Raw genomic sequence first — 20,054 nt, forward strand, 5'->3', positions numbered from 1 at the left:
CAAGCCAGCGATGAGGCCCTGGAGGTCAGCGCACAACGATCCCGCGCTGAGCCATGTAGGCCTTGGCCTCCGGCACGGTGTACTCGCCGAAGTGGAAGATGCTCGCCGCCAGCACCGCACTGGCGTGGCCTTCGAGAATACCATCGGCCAGGTGCTGCAGGTTGCCCACGCCACCGGACGCGATCACCGGGATGCCCAGAGCATCGCTGATAGCCCGGGTCACGCCGAGGTCGAAGCCGCTCTTCATGCCGTCCTGATCCATGCTGGTGAGCAGGATCTCACCGGCACCCAGGCCTTCCATCTTCTTAGCCCACTCCACCGCGTCCAGCCCGGTAGGCTTGCGCCCGCCGTGGGTGAAGATCTCCCAGCGCGGGGTCTCGCCCGGGCCGGAAACCTTCTTGGCGTCGATGGCAACGACGATGCACTGCGAACCGAAATGCGCCGCCGCTTCGCCGACGAACTCCGGATTGAACACCGCCGCCGTGTTGATCGAGACCTTGTCGGCCCCGGCATTGAGCAGGTTGCGGATGTCCTGCACGGTCCGCACGCCACCGCCCACGGTCAGCGGGATGAACACCTGGCTGGCCATGCGCTCGACGGTATGCAGCGTGGTGTCACGACCATCGACGCTGGCCGTGATGTCGAGGAAGGTGATCTCGTCGGCACCCTGCTCGTCGTAGCGACGGGCGATTTCCACCGGGTCACCGGCATCGCGGATGTTCTCGAACTTGACGCCCTTGACGACCCGGCCGTTGTCCACGTCCAGGCAAGGGATGATGCGTTTGGCCAGGGCCATGGCGTTCTCCTCAGCCTTTGTAGCTGTCGCAGAAGGCTTGCGCCTCGGCGACATCCAGGGTGCCTTCGTAGATCGCGCGGCCGGTGATGGCGCCGATGATGCCCGGGGCCTTGGCGTCCAGCAGGGCCTTGATGTCGCCCAGGTTGTGGATGCCGCCCGAGGCGATCACCGGGATCCTGGTGGCTTCGGCCAGGGCCTTGGTGAAGGGCACGTTGCAGCCCTGCATCATGCCGTCCTTGGCGATGTCGGTGTAGACGATCGCCGAGACACCATCGGCCTCGAAACGCTTGGCCAGGTCGATGACCTGCACCGAGCTGACCTCGGCCCAGCCGTCGGTGGCGACGAAGCCATCCTTGGCGTCCAGGCCGACAATGACCTTGCCCGGGAAGGCGCGGCAGGCTTCGGCAACGAACTCAGGCTGCTTGACCGCCTTGGTGCCGATGATCACGTAGCTGACGCCAGCCTTGACGTAGTGCTCGATGGTGTCCAGCGAGCGGATGCCGCCACCGATCTGGATCGGCAGGTTCGGATAGCGCTTGGCGATGGCGGTGACCACTTCACCGTTGACCGGCTGGCCTTCGAAGGCGCCATTCAGATCGACCAGATGCAGACGGCGGCAGCCCCCTTCCACCCATTTGGCGGCCATGCTCACCGGGTCGTCGGAGAATACGGTGGAATCTTCCATGCGGCCCTGGCGCAGACGTACGCAGGCACCGTCCTTGAGATCGATAGCGGGGATAATCAGCATCTGGAAAACCTGTCTATTTCGGTAAACAGCGATGCCCGGGAAGTCAGTTCTTCTCGAGCGCCCACAGGTCGCTCTCGATGCTCTCGAAGCGCTCCTTGAGCTGCGCCTGAACATCGAAGATCGCCCTGTTGTAGTAGTGCGGTGCGATTTCTTTGCCGATCAGTTCAAGGACCTCGGCCACCTCGAACGACCCCAGTTGCAGCTCGAAACGGTCTTCGAGGAAGCGCTTGAGGGTGTCCAGAGCCTCACGCTCCTGCTCGGAGCTGAGGGTCATGACCGGGGTCTTGTTCCGGGAACGGCTCATTACCAGCGCCCATCCCAAGCGGCGAAGTTCTGCAGAAGCTGCAGCCCGTGGGTGTGGCTTTTCTCCGGGTGGAACTGGGTGGCGAAGCGCGACCCATCGGCCAGCACCGCGGCGAAATCCACGCCGTAGTGACCGCGACCGACCACCTGGGTCGGCTTGCCGGATTCGATGTAGTAGCTATGCACGAAGTAGAAGCGCGCGCGGTCGGGGATGTCGTGCCAGAGCGGGTGGTCGACCACCTGGCTGACTTCGTTCCAGCCCATGTGCGGCACTTTCAGGTGCTCGCCATCTTCATGCAGGTCCTTGCCGAAGAAACGCACCTTGCCGGGGAACAGGCCGATGCCGTCGACCCCATCGTTTTCCTCGCTGTGGTCGAGCAATGCTTGCATGCCGACGCAAATGCCGAGGAACGGACGGTCCTGGCTGACCTCGCGGACCAGGGCATCGAAGCCCAGGCGGCGGATCTCGCCCATGCAGTCGCGCATCGCGCCGACGCCTGGGAACACCACGCGATCAGCTTCGCGGATGACGTTGGCATCGCTGGTGATCAGCACCTTGCCGGCGCCCACGTGCTCCAGGGCCTTGGCCACGGAGTGCAGGTTGCCCATGCCATAGTCGATAACAGCGACTGTCTGCATTACAGGCATCCCTTGGTGGAAGGCATCTGCCCGGCCATGCGCTCGTCCAGCTCGATGGCCATGCGCAGCGCCCGGCCGAAGGCCTTGAACACGGTTTCGATCTGGTGGTGGGTGTTGTGCCCGCGCAGGTTGTCGATGTGCAGGGTGACGTTGGCGTGGTTGACGAAGCCCTGGAAGAATTCCTGGAACAGGTCGACGTCGAAGCCGCCAACGCTGGCGCGAGTGTATGGCACGTGCATCTGCAGGCCGGGGCGGCCGGAGAAGTCGATCACCACGCGCGACAGCGCTTCGTCCAGCGGCACATAGGCGTGGCCGTAGCGATAGATGCCTTTCTTGTCGCCGATGGCCTGGCTGAAAGCCTGGCCGAGGGTGATACCGACGTCCTCGACGGTATGGTGATCGTCGATATGCAGGTCGCCCTTGCACTCGATGTCCAGGTCGATCAACCCGTGACGGGCGATCTGATCCAGCATGTGCTCGAGGAAAGGCACGCCGATATCGAATCGGGCCTTGCCAGTGCCATCCAGGTTGATCGAGGCCTTGATCTGGGTTTCCAGGGTATTGCGCTCGACGGATGCCTTACGTTCGACCATCACCAGCTCCGCAAAATCATTGGGCGAAAAAGGCGGTCATTATAGGCCGAGAACGTCGCATCTTGAAACGAAGATGACGTGTGGTGGTGGGGTTTTGCGCCCGATCTTCGGGCTGATGGGGAATTCGAGGGCCTCATCGCTGGCAAGCCAGCTCCCACAGGGTCCGCGGTGCATGCGATCCTTGTGGGAGCTGGCTTGCCAGCGATTGGGCCGCAAGAGCGACCCAAAACCCCGAATCAGTGGAACAAAACGGCCGTCTTCTGCAACGTCACCCAGACACCCCAGGCCAGCGGAATCCCCACTGCCAGCCACGCCGCGATCACCAGCGGCTTGCTCGCCGGCGACGCCGACCACTCCAGCACGGTGCTGCTGTCGGCCCCCTTGTCATGGCCCAGCGCCTGCTCGGCCGCCAGTTGCTCCTCGGTCATGAAGTGCTTGTCGGCCACCGGACGCACCAGGGCGTTGCAGATGAAGCCCAGCACCAGCAGGCCGGCGAGGATGTACAGGGTGATGTCGTAGGCTGCAGCCCGCTCGACGCCGATCTTCAGCTGGTACTCGCGCAGGTAGTTGACCAGCACCGGCCCCAGCACGCCCGCCGCGGCCCATGCAGTCAGCAGGCGCCCGTGGATCGCGCCGACCATCTGCGTGCCGAACAGGTCGGCCAGGTACGCCGGCACCGTGGCGAAGCCACCGCCGTACATCGACAGGATGATGCAGAACGCCGCCACGAACAGGGCGATGTTGCCCAGGTGGCCCATGTTCGGCACCAGCGCATACAGGGCGAAGCCCAGCGCGAAGAAGGCGAAGTAGGTGTTCTTGCGCCCGATATAGTCGGAGAACGACGCCCAGAAGAAGCGCCCGCCGATGTTGAACAGGCTGAGCAGGCCGGTGAAGCCCGCGGCGATCGCCGCGATCTGGCCCAGTTGCGCGGTATCCAGCTCACTGAAGGTCAGGTTGTTGCCCAGCAACTTGCCGGCGAAGACTTCCTGCAGCAGCGGCGAAGCCATGCCGAGGATGCCGATACCGGCGGAGACGTTGAGGCACAGCACCAGCCAGATCAGGGCGAACTGCGGGGTCTTCCAGGCCACGCTGACGTGCACGTGACGGTGGGTAATCATCGCGTTGTTGACCTTCTTCGCCGGCGCGATCCAGCCTTCCGGTTTCCAACCGGTAGGCGGCACGCGGTAGGAAAGGGCGCCGCCGATCATGAAGACGAAGTAGATTGCCGCCATCACCACGAAGCTCTGCCACACGCCCACGCCTTCAGGGCTGGCGAAGTGGTTCATCAGCGCCGCAGCCAGTGGCGCACCGACCATCGCACCGCCACCGAAGCCCATGATCGCCATGCCGGTGGCCATGCCGCGCTTGTCCGGGAACCACTTGATCAGGGTCGAGACCGGCGAGATATAGCCCAGGCCCAAGCCGATACCGCCGATCACGCCCGAACCGATCCACATCAGCCAGATCTGATGGGTATAGACCCCAAGCGCGGAAATCAGCAGGCCGCCGCACCAGCACAGCGCCGAAACCACACCGGCCTTGCGCGGACCGGCGTGCTCCAGCCAGCCGCCCCAGATCGCCGCCGAGCAGCCGAGGAAGATGAAGAACAGGGTGTAGATCCAGCCGAGCATGGAGATCGGCCAGTCACAGGTGGACGAGAAGACCTGGGCGAAGAAGCCCATATCCGCCGAACAAGCGACCGGCGCGGTGATGCCGATGGCCTTGGACAGTGGCAGCCAGAACACCGAGAAGCCATAGGCCATGCCGATGCACAGGTGGATGGCCAGGGCCGCCGGTGGAACCAGCCAGCGGTTGAAACCGGGTCGAGCGACGATGCGCTCCTTGGAGAGGAAGCCTGGCGTGCTGTCGACGGCTCCCGCAGTGATGGTGCTCATTATTATTGCCCTCGTAGATAGATGGTCCCCTCGGGCCACAACCGGAAGCCCCTCGACTTTGGCGCACGCAGGCAGCGAGTCGTTTTTCGGGCAGCCGGCCCTGTCGCGACAAACCGTCGCAGCAAGACCCGGGAACGGTGCAAGAGTAGCATTTAGCTAGCTAACAGAATTCAAACTGACATCACTGATTCTTTCGCAACTGAGACTTTATTCCGCGAAACCTTCGGCTTGGGCAGGGTCGAAACCCCACCACGGAGCAATCGCGGTGGCCAAGGCCGCAAGGCTATACTCTGCGGCTGACTTAAAAGACATCGGACTACAAGGACTCGCCCATGAAAGCGTTCGGCAAAATCCTGGGGCTGGTGGTTCTCGGGCTGTTGCTGATCGTGGTGGCCGCAGGCTTCGCCCTCACCCACCTCTTCGATCCCAACGACTACAAAGACGAGATCCGCCAGTTGGCTCGCGACAAGGCTCATGTCGAGCTGACCCTCAATGGCGATATCGGCTGGAGCCTGTTCCCCTGGCTCGGCCTGGAGCTGCACGAGGCGAGCGTCGCCACCCTGAACAAGCCCACCGAACCCTTCGCCGACCTGCAGATGCTCGGCCTGTCGGTGCGCGTGCTACCGCTGTTGCGCCGTGAAGTGCAGATGAGCGACGTGCGTGTGGAGGGCCTGAACCTGACCCTGAACCGTGACGAAAATGGCCATGGCAACTGGGAAGACATCGGCAAGCCGCTGCCGGCCAGCACCCCGGTGACCAGCACCGAGAGCGCGCCGGGCACCTCTGCGCCGGTCGAAGGCGAGGCCAAGCCGGCCGCCGCCGAGCGTCCTCTGAAACTGGATATCGACAGCCTCACCGTCAACAACGCCCGGGTGCAATACAACGACGCCCGCAGCGGCCAGAGCTTCAGCGCCGAGAGCATCCAGCTGAGCACCGAGGCCGTGCACGACGGCGTCAACATTCCACTCAAGCTGACCGCCTTCCTCAGTTCCGGCCAGCCCGTCCTGCGCGCCCGCGTCGAACTCAAGGGCGAAGCCCGCTTCGATCGCGCCCTGCGCCGCTACCAGCTGGAAGACATGAAGGTCACCGGCGAACTGTCCGGCGAGCCACTGGCGCAGAAGAGCATGACCTTCTCCGCCCAAGGCCAGTTGCTGGCCGACCTGGCGGCCAACGTCGCCGAATGGAACGGTCTGAAGCTCTCCGCCAACCAGTTGCGCGCCCTCGGCGAGTTGCATGTGCGTGACCTGAGCAGCGAGCCGAAGCTCACCGGTGGGATCTCCATCGCCCAGTTCGACCTGCGCAAGCTCCTCGATAGCGTCGGCGTAGAACTGCCGGCGATGAACGATCCGACCACCCTTACCAGCGTCGAGCTGGTCGGCCGCCTGGAAGGCACCAAGACCAGCCTGGCCCTGGAAGACCTGGCCCTGAAACTGGACGCCAGCACCTTCACCGGTCGCCTTGCGGTGGAAGACTTCGCCAAACAGGCCCTGCGCATCCAGTTGAAGAACGACAAGTTCGACGCCGACCGCTACCTGCTGGCCAAGAGCGAAGCCGCCGCCAGCGCCGGTGCCGCCCGCCAGGCCGAAGTGAAGAGCAGCGAAGCCGCCGCCATCTCCGGCCCGGGCACCTCGCCCTTGCCGGACGCGCCGACCCAGGTCGCCTGGAGCAACGACAAGCTGCTGCCGGTGGACCGCCTGCGTGCCCTCGACCTGCAGGCCGACCTGAGCTTCGGCGTACTGACCCTCAACAAGCTGCCGATCCAGAACGCCGAGCTGAAAGCCAACGGCCAGGGCGGCCTGATCACCCTCGAAGCCCTGCGCGGTGGCCTGTACAACGGCACCTTCGACAGCCGTGGCACCCTCGATGTGCGTCCTGCCGTGCCGCAGATCGGCGTCAACGCCAAGATCAGCCGCGTCCCTGTGGAGCACTTCATCAAGCACGACGGCGACACCCCGCCGGTCAAGGGCCTGCTCACCCTGAACAGCGACCTGACCGCCAGCGGCAACAGCCAGAAGGCGCTGATCGACACCCTCAACGGCAACGCCGACTTCGTCATCAACAACGGTGTGCTGGTCAACGCCAATCTGGAACAGCAACTGTGCCAGGGCATCGCCATGCTCAACCGCAAGCCTCTCAGCGGCGAGCCGCGCGGCAAGGACACGCCGTTCCAGGAGCTCAAGGGCAGCCTGGTGCTGCGCAACGGCGTGGCCAGCAACCCGGACCTCAAGGCCCGCATCCCTGGCCTCACCGTCAACGGCAATGGCGATATCGACCTGCGCGTGCTGGGCATGGACTACCGCGTCGGCGTCATCGTCGAAGGCGACAAGCGCGAGATGCCGGACCCGGCCTGCCAGGTCAACGAACGCTTCGCCGGGCTGGAATTCCCGCTGCGCTGCCGTGGCCCGCTGGAGCTGGGCGCACGGGCCTGCCGGGTCGACCAGGAAGGCGTCGGCAAGCTGGCCGGCCAGGCGCTGGGCAACCGCATCAACGAAAAACTCAATGAGAAACTCGACGAGAAGCTGGGTGACAAGGTCAGTCCCGAGCTCAAAGACGCACTCAAAGGCCTGTTCAAACGATGACACCCGAGCAGTTTTCCACCGCGGTCCTCGACTGGTTCGACCGCAACGGCCGCCACGACCTGCCCTGGCAACAGGGCATCAACCCGTACCGGGTCTGGGTTTCCGAGATCATGCTGCAGCAGACCCAGGTCAGTACCGTGCTCAATTACTTCAGCCGCTTCATGGACGCGCTGCCGGACGTCCAGGCGCTGGCTGCGGCACCGGAAGACGAAGTGCTGCACCTGTGGACCGGGCTGGGCTACTACACCCGCGCGCGCAACCTGCAGAAGACCGCGAAGATCGTGGTCGAGCAGTACGGCGGCGAGTTCCCCCGTGATGTGGAAAAGCTCACCGAGCTGCCCGGCATCGGCCTGTCCACCGCCGGCGCCATCGCCAGCATCAGCATGGGCCTGCGTGCGCCGATCCTCGACGGCAACGTCAAGCGCGTGCTGGCCCGCTACACCGCGCAGGAAGGCTATCCGGGCGAGCCCAAGGTGGCCAAGGCGCTGTGGGCCAATGCCGAGCGCTTTACTCCACACAGCCGGGTCAACAACTACACCCAGGCGATGATGGACCTGGGTGCCACCGTGTGCACCCGCAGCAAGCCCAGTTGCCTGCTGTGTCCGCTGGAGCGGGGCTGCGAGGCGCACATGCTCGGCCAGGAGATCCGCTATCCGCTGCCCAAGCCGCGCAAGGAGCTGCCGCAGAAGCGCACGCTGATGCCGCTGCTGGCCAACGACGAAGGCGCCATCCTGCTTTACCGGCGCCCGTCCACGGGCCTGTGGGGCGGGCTATGGAGCCTGCCGGAGCTGGACGACCTGGACGACCTCGAACACCTCGCCGACCAGCACCAGTTGCACATCGAGACCCGTCACGCCCTCGATGGCCTGACCCACACCTTCAGCCATTTCCAGCTGGCCATCGAGCCGTGGCTGGTGCGTGTCGGCCAGTCCGGCGAGCACGTGGCCGAGGCCGACTGGCTCTGGTATAACCTCGCCACCCCGCCGCGCCTGGGCCTCGCCGCCCCGGTCAAGAAGCTGCTGAAACGCGCGGCCGACGTATTGATTGCAGGAGAGTCGCGATGACCCGCACCGTAATGTGCCGCAAGTACAAAGAAGAACTGCCAGGCCTGGAGCGCCCGCCGTATCCGGGGCCGAAGGGCCAGGACATCTACGAGCACATCTCGCAGAAGGCCTGGGCCGACTGGCAGAAGGAGCAGACCATGCTCATCAACGAGAAGCGCCTGAACATGATGAATGCCGATGACCGCAAGTTCATCCAGGGCGAGATGGACAAGTTCTTCTCCGGCGAGGATTTCGAGAAGGCTGAGGGCTACGTTCCACCGAGCGCCTGACCCCCGAAAAACGTAAGCGTCGGTATTAATTAAAAAATTTTTGAAATTGTTGTTGACGCAAACCTGAAAAAGCCTTTTAATGCGCCCCGTTGCCCAGATAGCTCAGTCGGTAGAGCAGAGGATTGAAAATCCTCGTGTCGGCGGTTCGACTCCGTCTCTGGGCACCAAGACAACGCAAAGCCCCTGAATCGAAAGATTCAGGGGCTTTTTGTTTTGCGCCGAAAAAACCCATACCGCGGAGCCTGTGGGAGCGGGTTTACCCGCGATTGCGGTGGTGGCCTCACTGACGTCATCGCGGGTAAACCCGCTCCCACAGGGGGCGCGTCGCATCGCCATGCATTGACCGACATCAATACGCCATCACCCATTCTATGTAAGTTGTCGGATTGGACAGTCGAAGGAACAGAAGGCCCAATCCCATGAGTGAAGAAACCCCCGTACTGCCGCTCCCAGAGCCCGGGGTCAACACGCACCACGTCACACCACACAACCCTGCCACCGCACGCCCGCACCGCCGCCCTCGCAAGCCTGCCCCGATCGTCGAGACCGATATCGAGGCCGACAGCCCAGCCGCCATCGAAGTTGCCCAGGCCCCCCACGGCACCAGCGAGGACAGCTCGTCCGCCAAGCTGCCCCACAACTATCCGTACAGCACACGCATGCGCCGCGCCGAATACGACAAGGCCAAGCACGCGCTGCAGATCGAGCTGCTGAAGGTGCAGAACTGGGTCAAGGAAACCGGCCAGCGCGTGGTCATCCTCTTTGAAGGCCGCGACGCTGCGGGCAAGGGCGGGACCATCAAGCGCTTCATGGAGCACCTCAACCCGCGGGGTGCACGGATCGTCGCCCTGGAGAAGCCTTCCGAGCAGGAAAAGGGCCAGTGGTACTTCCAGCGCTACATCCAGCACCTGCCGACCGCCGGCGAGATGGTCTTCTTCGACCGCTCCTGGTACAACCGCGCCGGCGTCGAGCGGGTCATGGATTTCTGCTCGCCGCTGCAATACCTGGAATTCATGCGCCAGGCCCCGGAGCTGGAGCGCATGCTGTGCAACAGCGGCATCCTGCTGTTCAAGTACTGGTTCTCGGTGAACCGCGAGGAGCAGCTGCGCCGCTTCATCTCGCGCCGCGACGATCCGCTCAAGCACTGGAAGCTGTCTCCCATCGACATCAAGTCGCTGGACAAGTGGGGCGAATACACCGCAGCCAAGGAAGCCATGTTCTTCCACACCGACACTGCCGATGCGCCGTGGACGGTGATCAAGTCCGATGACAAGAAGCGCGCCCGACTCAACTGCATCCGTCACTTCCTGCATTCGCTGGACTACCCGGGCAAGGACTTCCGTGTCGCCCACGAGCCCGATCCGCTGCTGGTGGGCCGCGCGTCGCGGGAGATCGAGGAAGACCTGCGCGATGAGGATGAAGTGGAGCTGCGTGGCCGGGTCAGCGCACTGACGCTGCCGCGCTAGAAGTTGGCGAGCTTGCTGCAGTAGTCGGCCTTGGTGGCCTTCACCGGCTCCGGCTTCGCGCCATCGATGCGCTCGAACTGCAGGCCGCAGGTGCTGTAGCCGCGCACCGTCAGCTCGTAGTCAGCGCCCGCCTTGGGGATGAAGGTGAACATCCCCAGGCAGTTGGTGGTCGAGTTGTAGCTGTTCGGGCGACCGCCATCGAGGAAGGCCAGGGTCATCGGCTTGCCCGCCGCCACCAGCACCTCGCTGCTCACCGCGCCCGCCGGCACCTCCCTGGCGGCGGGCATGCCCAGATGCTCGCCATTGCGATCGGCGAAGCCCTTCTGCGGCACCACGATCACCCCGGCGCCGGGGCTGTACCAGTCGACGCACTCCAGACCCGGCACTCCACGCACCATACCGTCGGCGACCACCCGCAGGCGCGCTGTCTCGCCGCCGCTGGGCGAGACGAACTTCGAATTGAAGGATTTGACCGCAGCGATGTTGCCGCAGCCGCTCAGGACGGCGCTGGCGAGGCATAGCGAGGCGATGGCTTTCATGAGGATCCCTTCCTGTGGTCCGATAACCAGCCTGTGACCGCCCTCCCCGGCTTGGGTTTCCCGGCCAACTGCGATTCAATACGCGCAATTTGACTGACTTCGCAAAAAGGAACACCCCGATGGCCTCGAATACCAAGCAACAGAAACGCGCCAAGCGCGCCGCCGCCAAGGCCCGCGAGAACCGCATGGTGCGCAGCGGCCAGGCGGTCAAGGGAGGTGGCGAACAGTCCAGCGCCAGCGTCCAGCAGGTGTTCGACAAAGCCATGAGCTCGAACAGCTATGCCGGCCTGTTCGACAAGATGAAAAGCGCCCAGGAAACCAGCCTGGAAGCGATGATCGCGGTGTTCATGGTCGACCCGCTGCTGACCCTGGTACTCAAGGGCCACAAGGAAGAGCACGCGACCGACTACATCTGCATGGTCTTCTGCGCCTACCGCAAATGGCTGGATGGCACCGAGGAAGCCGAGGCCATGGCCTGGCTGGAGAGCGAAGAGTTCCAGGATGCCTATGTGGCAGCCTCGGAGCTGGTATCCAAGCAGAAGAAGTTCGGCTGATGCGATCCCTGGGGGAGCTGGCTTGCCAGCCCCACAGAGTCCGAGTGGAGCCCAAATATCCGCCAAACAAAAAGGCCGCGATCGTCGCGGCCTTTTCATTTCAGTTATCCATCACCAATCGCCCAGCCTTCTCGGCCTTGCGCTTGCGTGCCACCAACAGCCCGGCAGCCACCACGGCAATGCTCAGCAAGCCCGTGGAAATCACCTCCGCCCGATGATCCGGACGCACCAGCATCAAGGTCAGCACACCGATGATGAAGAAGATGGTGGCCCAGGTCAGCACCGGGAACGCCCACATCTTGAAGGCGATCTGCTCGCCGCGCGCCATGCGCTGGCGACGCATGCGCAGTTGCGACACGGCGATCACCAGGTACACCAGCAGTGCGATCGCCCCGGAACTGGCCAGCAGGAATTCGAACACCTCGGCCGGCGCCACATAGTTGGCGAACACGGTCAGGAACGCCGCAGCAGTCGACAGCAGCACCGCCCAGTGCGGCGTACCGCTGCGGTTGGTGCGCTGGGCCACCGCAGGGGCGTCACCGCGCTTGCTCAGGGAAAACAACATGCGCGACGAGGTGTACAGCGCCGAGTTCAGGCAGCTGGTCACGGCGATCAGCACGACGATATCGACGATCAGCTTGGCATGGGGCACGCCCACCAGTTGCAGCACGGTCTGGTACGAACCGACTTGCGCCAGCTCACTGGCATTCCACGGCACCAGGGCGACGACGATGAAGATCGACACCAGATAGAACAGCGCGATCCGCCAGATCACCGAGTTGGTCGCCTTGCTGATCTGCCGGCCCGGGTCCTTCGACTCGGCGGCGGCGATGGTGACGATCTCGGTACCCATGAACGAAAACATGGTGGTCAGCATGGCGCCGAGCACCGCGCCGAGGCCGTTGGGCATGAAGCCCTGGGTGTCGAACAAGTGGCTGACACCGCTGACCTGGCTGTTGGGCATGAAACCGAAGATCGCCGCCAGGCCGAGGATGATGAAGCCAATGATCGCCACCACCTTGAGCAGTGCGAACCAGAACTCGAATTCACCGTAGTTCTTCACGCTGAACAGGTTGGTCACGGTCAGCAGCAGGGTGATGACCAAGGTGAAGGCCCAGATCGCCACGCCGGGGAACCAGGCGTGAAGGATGGTCGCGGCAGCGTTGGCCTCCAGCGGGATCACCAATACCCAGAACCACCAGTACAACCAGCCGATGGTGAAGCCGGCCCAGTGGCCGATGGCCCGGTCGGCGTAGGTGGAGAAGGAACCGGTATCCGGCGAGGCCACGGCCATTTCGCCGAGCATGCGCATCACCAGTACCACCAGCGTGCCGGCGGCGGCGTAGGCCAGCAGCACGGCCGGACCGGCGGCAGCGATGGCGTGGCCGGAGCCGACGAACAGACCGGCGCCGATCACGCCTGCGATGGACAGCATGGTCACATGCCGTTGCTTGAGCCCCTGAGCGAGGTCATTGGAATTGTGCTTACCGCTCATAAAACTACCTATGCAAAGAATGGGGGATCTTCCCGCGTTCGAGGCCGCATGCCCTTTTGAGGCGCCTGGGTCCCGTGGGAGGTAGATGGCAATAAGCGGGCCAGGGTGATGAACCGTTTATGTCGAAATACCCCGCAACCACGACACATAAGGCCTGCGGCGCTTTCAGCCAGCCATTGGCCGAAAGGTCGCCAAACTTGCCAGACTTCACCGGATTACTGAAATACCCACTTACAATTAGAAATGGGTGCTCCATAACCAATCACAGGTAACACCTTGTGCAACTTTATGGATCAACCGGGGTGCAACCACACATCCGTGCCAGCCTCCGCACTGGCGCTACCGACAATCGCCGCGACCAAATACGCCTTTCCAGCAGCGGCCAAAACTGGCACCATCGCGCCTTTTTTCATCATGGCTCCGGCCCCGCGAAGCGAAACGGCGGACAGCGACGCGACAGTCCACTGCGACGATGCGACACCTGCCTTTCCCATGGCCGACCACTCTGCTCGACCTTCTTGGCTGCGATCCGAGCGCTATGCTAGCGTGGCGCCTCGCCAGGACGGCCGCCAACAAGCAGAACGCACAGAACATATGAGGACCGCACATGGCCCAGGCCACGCCCGCGCTGGAAATCCGCAACCTGCACAAACGCTACGGTGAGCAGGAGATTCTCAAGGGCATTTCCCTCACCGCCCGTGACGGCGACGTGATCTCCATCCTCGGTTCCTCCGGTTCCGGCAAGTCGACCTTGCTGCGCTGCATCAACCTCCTGGAAAACCCGCACCAGGGCGAAATCCTCGTCGCCGGCGAGGCGCTCAAGCTCAAAGCCGCGCGCAACGGCGAACTGGTCGCTGCCGATGGCAAGCAGATCAACCGGATGCGCAGCGAAATCGGCTTCGTGTTCCAGAACTTCAACCTGTGGCCGCACATGACCATCCTCGACAACATCATCGAGGCGCCGCGCCGGGTACTGGGGCAGAGCAAGGCCGAGGCCATCGAGCACGCCGAAGCGCTGCTGGACAAGGTAGGCATCCACAACAAGCGGCACAGCTACCCCACCGAACTCTCGGGCGGCCAGCAGCAACGCGCGGCCATCGCCCGCACCCTGGCGATGAAGCCCAAGGTCATCCTGTTCGACGAACCCACCTCCGCGCTGGACCCGGAAATGGTCCAGGAAGTGCTCAACGTCATCCGCGCGCTGGCCGACGAAGGCCGCACCATGCTGCTGGTGACCCACGAGATGAACTTCGCCCGGCAAGTCTCCAGCGAAGTCGTCTTCCTTCATCAAGGCCTGATCGAAGAGCAGGGATCGCCGCAGCAGGTTTTCGAAAACCCGACCTCGGCGCGTTGTAAACAATTCATGTCCAGCAACCGCTAACGGAGCAACACGCATGCAGAACTACAAGAAATTCCTCCTGGCCGCTGCCGCCTCGCTGGTGTTCTCGGCCAATGCCATGGCCGCCGAAAAACTCAAGATGGGTATCGAAGCGGCTTACCCACCGTTCAACAGCAAGGACGCCAGCGGCCAGGTGGTCGGCTTCGACAAGGACATCGGCGACGCCCTGTGCGCCAAGATGAAAGTCGAGTGCGAAGTGGTGACCTCCGATTGGGACGGCATCATTCCTTCGCTGCTGGCCAAGAAGTACGACTTCATCGTCTCCTCGCTGTCGATCACCGACGAGCGCAAGCAGGCCGTCGACTTCACCGACCGCTACTACTCGAACAAGCTGCAGTTCATCGCGCCGAAAAAGGTCGACTTCAAGACCGACAAGGACTACCTGAAGGGCAAGACCATCGGCACCCAGCGCGCCACCCTGTCCGGTACCTGGCTGGAAGACACCTACGGCAACGACATCACCCTGAAGCTGTACGACACCCAGGAGAACGCCTACCTGGACCTGACTTCCGGTCGTGTAGATGCCCTGCTGGCCGACAAGTACGTCAACTATGACTGGCTGAAATCCGAAGCCGGCAAGGACTACGAGTTCAAGGGCGAGCCGGTACTGGAAAGCGACGAGATCGGCATCGCCGTGCGCAAGGGTGATCCGCTGAAAGCCAAGCTGAACGCCGCGCTGAAGGAAATCATCGCCGACGGCACGTACAAGAAGATCAACGACAAGTACTTCCCGTTCAGCATCTATTGATTCGCCCCGACCGGGCACCGCCTCGCGCGGTGCCGGTCCCTTGAACAATCCTGCCCATGACTATTGATCTACACGGATTCGGTCCGGCGCTGGCCGCTGGCACGCTGATGACCGTCAAACTGGCGCTGTCGGCGCTGTGCCTGGGCCTGGTGCTCGGCCTGCTCGGCGCACTGGCAAAGACCTCACCGTACAAACCCCTGCGCTGGGTTGGCGGCACCTACTCGACCATCGTGCGCGGCGTACCGGAACTGCTCTGGGTACTCTTCATCTATTTCGGCTCGGTCGCACTGATGGGCAAGCTCGGTGACCTGCTGGGCATTCCCGGGCTGGAACTGAGCGCCTTCGCCGCCGGCGTCATCGCTCTTGGCCTGTGCTTCGGCGCCTATGCCACCGAAGTGTTCCGCGGCGCGCTGCTGGCGATCCCCAAGGGGCACCGCGAGGCGGGCATGGCCCTTGGCCTGTCGAAGGGCCGGATCTTCTCGCGCCTGGTCCTGCCGCAGATGTGGCGCATCGCCCTGCCCGGCCTGGGCAACCTGTTCATGATCCTGATGAAGGACACCGCGCTGGTATCCGTGATCGGCCTTGAAGAAATCATGCGCCAGTCGCAGAACGGCGTGACCACCACCAAGGAACCGTTCACCTTCTACATGGTGGCGGCCATGATCTACCTGGGCCTGACCATCCTCGCCATGACCGGCATACACTTCATGGAAAAACGCGCCGGACGCGGTTTCGCGAGGGCCAACTCATGAATTGGGAAGTCATCATCAAGTGGCTGCCGCGCCTGGCCCAGGGCGCGACCCTGACCCTGGAACTGCTGGCCATCGCCGTCATCATCGGCCTGATCATCGCCATCCCGCTGGGCATCGCCCGTTCCTCGCGGCTGTGGTACGTGCGCGCGCTGCCGTATGGCTACATCTTCTTCTTCCGTGGCACGCCGCTGCTGGTGCAGCTGTTTTTGGTGTACTACGGCCTGGCGCAGTTCGACGTGGTGCGTTCCAGCTCGCTGTGGCCGTACCTGCGTGATCCGTTCTGGTGTACCGCGCTGACCATGACCCTGCACACCGCCGCCTATATCGCCGAGATCCTGCGCGGTTCGCTGCAGGCCATCCCGCGGGGCGAGATCGAAGCGGCGCGGGCGCTGGGCATGTCCCGGGCCAAGGCGATGCTGCACATCATGCTGCCGCGTGCCGCGCGCATCGGCCTGCCGGCGTACAGCAACGAAGTGATCCTCATGCTCAAGGCCAGCGCCCTGGCCAGTACCGTGACCCTGCTGGACATCACCGGCATGGCCCGCACGATCATTGCCCGGACCTACATGCCGGTGGAGATCTTCTTTGCGGCGGGCGTGTTCTACCTGGTGATCTCGTTCGTGCTGGTGCAAGGCTTCAAGCTGCTGGAGCGCTGGTTGCGGGTGGATGCGGCGCAAGGACGGTAAATCGACCCCCACAGGCTCGTGCCTGTGGGGGCGAACTTGCACACTCCGTAGACACCAGGCTGGCCCATGATCCCTTATCTGGAAAACGACCAACTTTTCCCCCGCTTCCAGGCCCTGGACCACTTCCTGCGCCAGCACCAATCCCTCTGGCACCCGCGCCCCTTCACCACCTTGCACCTGCCCTGGGAATCCACCCACCCGGAGCTGGCCGAATGGCTGCGTAACCAGACCCTGACCGACGCCGAATCCGCCCACAACGACCCCTACAGCGTCCCGGCGCCGGCCCCTTATCCACAACTGGCCGCGCAAGCCCGCGACCTCGCCACCGTCGGCGACTTGTCCACAACGTCTATCGCACCCGCCAGCCCACGCCTCAACGTCGACGTACCCGGCCGCAAATGGCAACAGATCGAAGCCTTCGCCGAACACCTCGACTTCGCCCGCCGTCCACGGCACTGGCTCGACTGGTGTTCCGGCAAGGGTCATCTCGGCCGCCGCCTGCTGAACGCGGACCAGCAACTCACCTGCCTCGAATACGACCCGGCACTGGTCGCCGCCGGTGAACAGCTCAGCCAGCACCATCACCTGGCTGCCGAACACCGCCTGCAGGACGTCATGGCCGAAAGCGCCGCCACCTCCTTGAGCGCCTCCCACACCCCCGTCGCCCTGCATGCCTGCGGAGACCTGCATGTGCGCCTGATCCAGCTCGCCAGCGCCACCGGCTGCCAGCAACTGGCGATCGCCCCCTGCTGCTACAACCGCACCACTGGCCCCTACTACCAACTCTTATCCACAGCCGCCCGCGCCTCGACACTGCAACTCGACCTCGACGACCTCGGCCTGCCCCTGAGCGAAACGGTGACGGCCGGCAGCCGAGTGCGTCGTCAGCGGGATCAGTCCATGGCCTGGCGGCTGGGCTTCGACTTGCTCCAGCGCCGCCTGCGGGAAAACGACGACTACCTCCCCACGCCGTCCCTGCCGAGCGGCTGGCTACAAAAGCCCTTCGCCGACTACTGCCAGGACCTCGCTGCCCTCAAGGGTCTCCTTATAAAGGAAGCCCCCGACTGGCCAGCCCTCGAAGCCGCTGGCTGGCAGCGCCTGGCCCAGGTCCGCAACCTGGAGCTGGTGCGCAACCTCTTCCGCCGCCCCCTCGAACTCTGGCTCGTCCTCGACCGGGCCTTGTACCTGCGGGAACAGGGCTACACCGTCCGCCTCGGCACCTTCTGCCCCCACCACCTGACCCCGCGCAACCTCATGCTGCTGGCGGAACAAGCTGTGGATAAGTCTGTGAGCAACTTCACGGCGCCAGGCTGAAAAATCGCCTGCCCGTGGAGAGTCCCGTGCTTGAGCGGTTTTTGCGGACCTGTTAAAGGCTTGAGAAAACAGCCGTTTTCAGCGGCGTCAATGCGGCGGGGGAGCGCGCTTGCATGGGGTGCAAGGGGGCGATGTGGTTTGTGCATAAGCGTTAAAGGGAATTAGGCGGGGGTGGTTCAGATCGGGTTGGGCGGGGGCTGTATCGGCTGCGCGCGAAACTCGCGCTGCGCTGTCGAATAAAGAACCAAGCCCATAAGCGCGCCGCGATCGGTGTGGGAGCGGGTTCACCCGCGATCGGCGGCGCAGCCGCCGTAGAACCTGAATCCCGAATCTGCCTGACACACCTGGGTATCGGCTTCATGCCCGCTCCGATCCCGCTCGCGGCGGTTTGCCATCCCGCCGGCTCAGCTCCCACAAAGCCCCGGATCACCAGCCCTCCCAACCCAACCCCCACAGCGCCGAAAGCCCCGAAATACGGGGCTTCCACGACTCTCACAAGGAATAGGTTTACAGAACCAAACCGATCGCTATAATAGCGCGCCTACCGGCCGGTATAGCTCAGATGGTAGAGCAACTGACTTGTAATCAGTAGGTCCCGGGTTCGATTCCTGGTGCCGGCACCATTCAAGGTTCCATAGAAAGCTTTCAAAATCTCTGGAACCCCCGAAAAACCCGCCTTCTGGCGGGTTTTTTCGTTTTGGCGTTCCGTCGGATTCCGAGGGTAGCCAGCGCTAATAAGGGTACTTTTAAGGATACCTACCAATTCGACATTGGAAAGTACCCTTATGGCTCGCACAACGGCTCCCCTTACCGACAACGCCTGCCGCACTGCAAAGGCTCGCGAACGTGAGTACAAGCTCTTTGACGGCGATGGCCTTTACCTGCTCGTGAAGCCCAACGGTCGCAAAGGCTGGCGGCTCAGGTACGTGAAGCCCGATGGTCGCGAGGGCCTGACCTCACTCGGCAATTACCCGGTGGTCGGGCTGGCTGACGCTCGCCACAAGCGCTTCGAGCTCAAGCAGCAGCTCGCCAACGGCATTGACCCCATCCAATCCAAGCAGCAGGCTAAGGTGCAAGCCGTAATCAATGGCCGTACCTTCGAAAGCGTCGCGCTCGATTGGTATGCCGGGATGGTGCCCAAGTGGGCGCCGGGCCACGCCAAGACTGTGCTCAGCCGGTTGAAGACTCACGTATTTCCTTTGCTCGGTGCCAGGGCAATCGTCGAGCTCGATACCCACGACCTCATGCAGCCTCTAGAAGCAGTGACGAAACGCGGCACCATCGACGTGGCGCTTAGGATCAAGAACTACCTTCAAAGCATCATGCGCGAAGCCAAACGGCTGCGGCTGATCACCGCGAACCCGGCTCACGACCTCGACGGCTCGATCAGAGCACCACGGGTTACACATCGACCCGCACTACCCTTATCGCGGCTGCCAGAGCTGCAAGTACGCATCGACGACTACAAAGGTCGGCCACTCACACGCCTTACCGTGATGCTGTCGCTGCACGTGTTCGTACGCTCCAGTGAGCTGCGCTTCGCCCGCTGGAACGAGTTCGACCTCAATCGCGGCATCTGGGAGATCCCCGACACTCGCCCGGCGCTCGACGGCGTACAGTTTTCCACAAGGGGTACGAAGATGGCCGGGGACATTCACGTTGTACCCTTATCGCCGCAGGCAGTGGCCTTGCTTGAGCAGATCCACGCGATCACCGGCAAGTTCGACCTGGTTTTCGCGGGGGATGCCAAACCGTGGAAACCGATGTCTGAGAACACGGTGAATGCCGCGCTAAGGACGATGGGCTATGACACCAAAGTGGATATCTGCGGCCACGGGTTCCGAGCCATGGCGTGCAGTGCGCTGGTCGAGTCCGGGCTGTGGTCGGAGACGGCTATCGAGCGGCAGATGAGCCACAAGGAACGCAACAACGTGCGGGCCGCCTATACCCACAAGGCCGAGTTCCTCGAAGAGCGCCGGATGATCATGACGTGGTGGAGCCGGTTTCTGGAGGCGAACCGCGAGGACCATGTGACGCCGCATGAGTTTGCCAAGCAAACGGGCGAGAACGTCACGCGGCTTCGCAGTGCCAAGAGGACCGAGTAACCCGCCGCACCACCACCTCAACTAGCTGTGAAGTTACCCACAGCACCGCATGAAGCTCCTCCGCGCGGGTCCTTTCAAACGGGGCTGCAAAGCCGCCCCGTTTGAAAGGA

Annotated in this window: 19 protein-coding genes and 2 tRNA genes; 13 read left to right on the forward strand and 8 right to left on the reverse strand. The window is 63.2% G+C overall.

All coding sequences use genetic code 11. The features are described 5' to 3' along the window. Nucleotides 1-25: 25 nt before the first annotated feature. From hisF to AC5QPF_RS30025, 6 genes are all read right to left on the reverse strand, one after another. A complete protein-coding gene (hisF, locus tag AC5QPF_RS30000) occupies nt 26-796 on the reverse strand; it encodes an imidazole glycerol phosphate synthase subunit HisF (protein ID WP_042120547.1) in 771 nt (256 codons plus the stop codon). Nucleotides 797-806: 10 nt separating this feature from the next. Continuing rightward, nucleotides 807-1,544: a 1-(5-phosphoribosyl)-5-[(5-phosphoribosylamino)methylideneamino]imidazole-4-carboxamide isomerase gene (gene hisA, locus AC5QPF_RS30005; RefSeq protein WP_494961194.1), complete on the reverse strand. Its 738-nt coding sequence runs from the start codon at nt 1,542-1,544 to the stop codon at nt 807-809. 43 nt (nt 1,545-1,587) lie between these two features. Continuing rightward, complete coding sequence (locus tag AC5QPF_RS30010; protein ID WP_042120550.1) at nt 1,588-1,848, reverse strand: DUF2164 domain-containing protein; 261 nt, start codon at nt 1,846-1,848, stop codon at nt 1,588-1,590. Beyond that, nucleotides 1,848-2,486 carry an imidazole glycerol phosphate synthase subunit HisH gene (hisH, locus tag AC5QPF_RS30015; RefSeq protein WP_494961195.1) on the reverse strand — a complete coding sequence of 213 codons (639 nt, stop codon included), beginning with the start codon at nt 2,484-2,486 and terminating at the stop codon, nt 1,848-1,850. Before hisH ends, AC5QPF_RS30010 begins: the two co-directional genes overlap by 1 nt. Next, complete coding sequence (gene hisB, locus AC5QPF_RS30020; RefSeq protein ID WP_458979525.1) at nt 2,486-3,079, reverse strand: imidazoleglycerol-phosphate dehydratase HisB; 594 nt, start codon at nt 3,077-3,079, stop codon at nt 2,486-2,488. Before hisB ends, hisH begins: the two co-directional genes overlap by 1 nt. A gap of 236 nt (nt 3,080-3,315) precedes the next feature. Then, nucleotides 3,316-4,974 (reverse strand): MFS transporter, encoded by a 1,659-nt coding sequence (locus AC5QPF_RS30025; protein WP_494961196.1) that lies wholly within the window; start codon nt 4,972-4,974, stop codon nt 3,316-3,318. Between the two features lie 332 nt (nt 4,975-5,306). Between AC5QPF_RS30025 and AC5QPF_RS30030 the strand changes: the two genes are divergently transcribed. From AC5QPF_RS30030 to ppk2, 5 genes are all read left to right on the forward strand, one after another. Next, on the forward strand, nt 5,307-7,553 hold the full coding sequence (locus AC5QPF_RS30030) for an AsmA family protein (protein ID WP_494961197.1): 2,247 nt from the start codon (nt 5,307-5,309) through the stop codon (nt 7,551-7,553). After that, nucleotides 7,550-8,617 carry an A/G-specific adenine glycosylase gene (gene mutY / locus AC5QPF_RS30035; RefSeq protein ID WP_494961198.1) on the forward strand — a complete coding sequence of 356 codons (1,068 nt, stop codon included), beginning with the start codon at nt 7,550-7,552 and terminating at the stop codon, nt 8,615-8,617. The genes AC5QPF_RS30030 and mutY overlap by 4 nt, the downstream gene beginning before the upstream one ends. Next, on the forward strand, nt 8,614-8,886 hold the full coding sequence (locus AC5QPF_RS30040; RefSeq protein ID WP_494961199.1) for an oxidative damage protection protein: 273 nt from the start codon (nt 8,614-8,616) through the stop codon (nt 8,884-8,886). Before mutY ends, AC5QPF_RS30040 begins: the two co-directional genes overlap by 4 nt. 91 nt (nt 8,887-8,977) lie before the next feature. Further along, a tRNA-Phe gene (locus tag AC5QPF_RS30045) sits at nt 8,978-9,053 on the forward strand. A 252-nt stretch (nt 9,054-9,305) separates the two neighbouring features. Next, nucleotides 9,306-10,352 (forward strand): polyphosphate kinase 2, encoded by a 1,047-nt coding sequence (ppk2, locus tag AC5QPF_RS30050; RefSeq protein ID WP_494961200.1) that lies wholly within the window; start codon nt 9,306-9,308, stop codon nt 10,350-10,352. On the opposite strand, the gene AC5QPF_RS30055 is transcribed toward ppk2, so the two are convergent. Continuing rightward, entirely contained in the window at nt 10,349-10,891 is a 543-nt protein-coding gene (locus AC5QPF_RS30055) for a hypothetical protein (protein WP_494961201.1), read from the reverse strand. The two genes, ppk2 and AC5QPF_RS30055, sit on opposite strands and share 4 nt — an antisense overlap. Before the next feature lie 119 nt (nt 10,892-11,010). Between AC5QPF_RS30055 and AC5QPF_RS30060 the strand changes: the two genes are divergently transcribed. After that, nucleotides 11,011-11,445: a hypothetical protein gene (locus tag AC5QPF_RS30060; RefSeq protein ID WP_494961202.1), complete on the forward strand. Its 435-nt coding sequence runs from the start codon at nt 11,011-11,013 to the stop codon at nt 11,443-11,445. 100 nt (nt 11,446-11,545) lie between these two features. Here AC5QPF_RS30060 and gabP read toward each other — a convergent pair whose 3' ends face one another. Next, on the reverse strand, nt 11,546-12,940 hold the full coding sequence (gabP, locus tag AC5QPF_RS30065) for a GABA permease (RefSeq protein ID WP_494961203.1): 1,395 nt from the start codon (nt 12,938-12,940) through the stop codon (nt 11,546-11,548). A gap of 607 nt (nt 12,941-13,547) precedes the next feature. On the opposite strand from gabP, the gene AC5QPF_RS30070 reads away from it, so the two are divergent. The 7 genes from AC5QPF_RS30070 to AC5QPF_RS30100 all read left to right on the forward strand — a co-directional run bounded on the left by AC5QPF_RS30070 (nt 13,548) and on the right by AC5QPF_RS30100 (nt 19,944). Continuing rightward, nucleotides 13,548-14,321 carry an ABC transporter ATP-binding protein gene (locus AC5QPF_RS30070; protein ID WP_330077576.1) on the forward strand — a complete coding sequence of 258 codons (774 nt, stop codon included), beginning with the start codon at nt 13,548-13,550 and terminating at the stop codon, nt 14,319-14,321. 13 nt (nt 14,322-14,334) lie between these two features. After that, complete coding sequence (locus AC5QPF_RS30075) at nt 14,335-15,087, forward strand: transporter substrate-binding domain-containing protein (protein ID WP_494961204.1); 753 nt, start codon at nt 14,335-14,337, stop codon at nt 15,085-15,087. A gap of 56 nt (nt 15,088-15,143) precedes the next feature. Further along, nucleotides 15,144-15,839, forward strand: a complete 696-nt coding sequence (locus tag AC5QPF_RS30080) for an ABC transporter permease subunit (protein WP_494961205.1) — start codon at nt 15,144-15,146, stop codon at nt 15,837-15,839. Continuing rightward, nucleotides 15,836-16,525, forward strand: coding sequence for an ABC transporter permease subunit (locus AC5QPF_RS30085; RefSeq protein WP_494961206.1), 690 nt, complete (start codon nt 15,836-15,838; stop codon nt 16,523-16,525). Before AC5QPF_RS30080 ends, AC5QPF_RS30085 begins: the two co-directional genes overlap by 4 nt. A 66-nt stretch (nt 16,526-16,591) precedes the next feature. Continuing rightward, entirely contained in the window at nt 16,592-17,839 is a 1,248-nt protein-coding gene (locus AC5QPF_RS30090; protein ID WP_494961207.1) for an adenovirus L4-33K/L4-22K family protein, read from the forward strand. Nucleotides 17,840-18,386: 547 nt separating this feature from the next. Beyond that, nucleotides 18,387-18,462: transfer RNA gene (locus AC5QPF_RS30095), tRNA-Thr, on the forward strand. A gap of 162 nt (nt 18,463-18,624) precedes the next feature. Then, entirely contained in the window at nt 18,625-19,944 is a 1,320-nt protein-coding gene (locus AC5QPF_RS30100; protein WP_494961208.1) for an integrase arm-type DNA-binding domain-containing protein, read from the forward strand. The last annotated feature ends 110 nt before the right edge of the window (nt 19,945-20,054 follow it).

Source organism: Pseudomonas sp. Con_6 (assembly GCF_059379395.1).

Coding starts and splice junctions, on each gene's coding strand:
- AC5QPF_RS30085 (WP_494961206.1), top strand. CDS start 15,836: ATGAATTGGGAAGTCATCATCAAGTGGCTGCCGCGCCTGGCCCAGGGC.
- AC5QPF_RS30060 (WP_494961202.1), top strand. CDS start 11,011: ATGGCCTCGAATACCAAGCAACAGAAACGCGCCAAGCGCGCCGCCGCC.
- AC5QPF_RS30040 (WP_494961199.1), top strand. CDS start 8,614: ATGACCCGCACCGTAATGTGCCGCAAGTACAAAGAAGAACTGCCAGGC.
- hisF (WP_042120547.1), bottom strand. CDS start 796: ATGGCCCTGGCCAAACGCATCATCCCTTGCCTGGACGTGGACAACGGC.
- hisH (WP_494961195.1), bottom strand. CDS start 2,486: ATGCAGACAGTCGCTGTTATCGACTATGGCATGGGCAACCTGCACTCC.
- AC5QPF_RS30070 (WP_330077576.1), top strand. CDS start 13,548: ATGGCCCAGGCCACGCCCGCGCTGGAAATCCGCAACCTGCACAAACGC.
- AC5QPF_RS30075 (WP_494961204.1), top strand. CDS start 14,335: ATGCAGAACTACAAGAAATTCCTCCTGGCCGCTGCCGCCTCGCTGGTG.
- ppk2 (WP_494961200.1), top strand. CDS start 9,306: ATGAGTGAAGAAACCCCCGTACTGCCGCTCCCAGAGCCCGGGGTCAAC.
- gabP (WP_494961203.1), bottom strand. CDS start 12,940: ATGAGCGGTAAGCACAATTCCAATGACCTCGCTCAGGGGCTCAAGCAA.
- hisB (WP_458979525.1), bottom strand. CDS start 3,079: ATGGTCGAACGTAAGGCATCCGTCGAGCGCAATACCCTGGAAACCCAG.
- AC5QPF_RS30010 (WP_042120550.1), bottom strand. CDS start 1,848: ATGAGCCGTTCCCGGAACAAGACCCCGGTCATGACCCTCAGCTCCGAG.
- AC5QPF_RS30090 (WP_494961207.1), top strand. CDS start 16,592: ATGATCCCTTATCTGGAAAACGACCAACTTTTCCCCCGCTTCCAGGCC.
- AC5QPF_RS30055 (WP_494961201.1), bottom strand. CDS start 10,891: ATGAAAGCCATCGCCTCGCTATGCCTCGCCAGCGCCGTCCTGAGCGGC.
- mutY (WP_494961198.1), top strand. CDS start 7,550: ATGACACCCGAGCAGTTTTCCACCGCGGTCCTCGACTGGTTCGACCGC.
- AC5QPF_RS30025 (WP_494961196.1), bottom strand. CDS start 4,974: ATGAGCACCATCACTGCGGGAGCCGTCGACAGCACGCCAGGCTTCCTC.
- AC5QPF_RS30080 (WP_494961205.1), top strand. CDS start 15,144: ATGACTATTGATCTACACGGATTCGGTCCGGCGCTGGCCGCTGGCACG.
- AC5QPF_RS30030 (WP_494961197.1), top strand. CDS start 5,307: ATGAAAGCGTTCGGCAAAATCCTGGGGCTGGTGGTTCTCGGGCTGTTG.
- hisA (WP_494961194.1), bottom strand. CDS start 1,544: ATGCTGATTATCCCCGCTATCGATCTCAAGGACGGTGCCTGCGTACGT.
- AC5QPF_RS30100 (WP_494961208.1), top strand. CDS start 18,625: ATGGCTCGCACAACGGCTCCCCTTACCGACAACGCCTGCCGCACTGCA.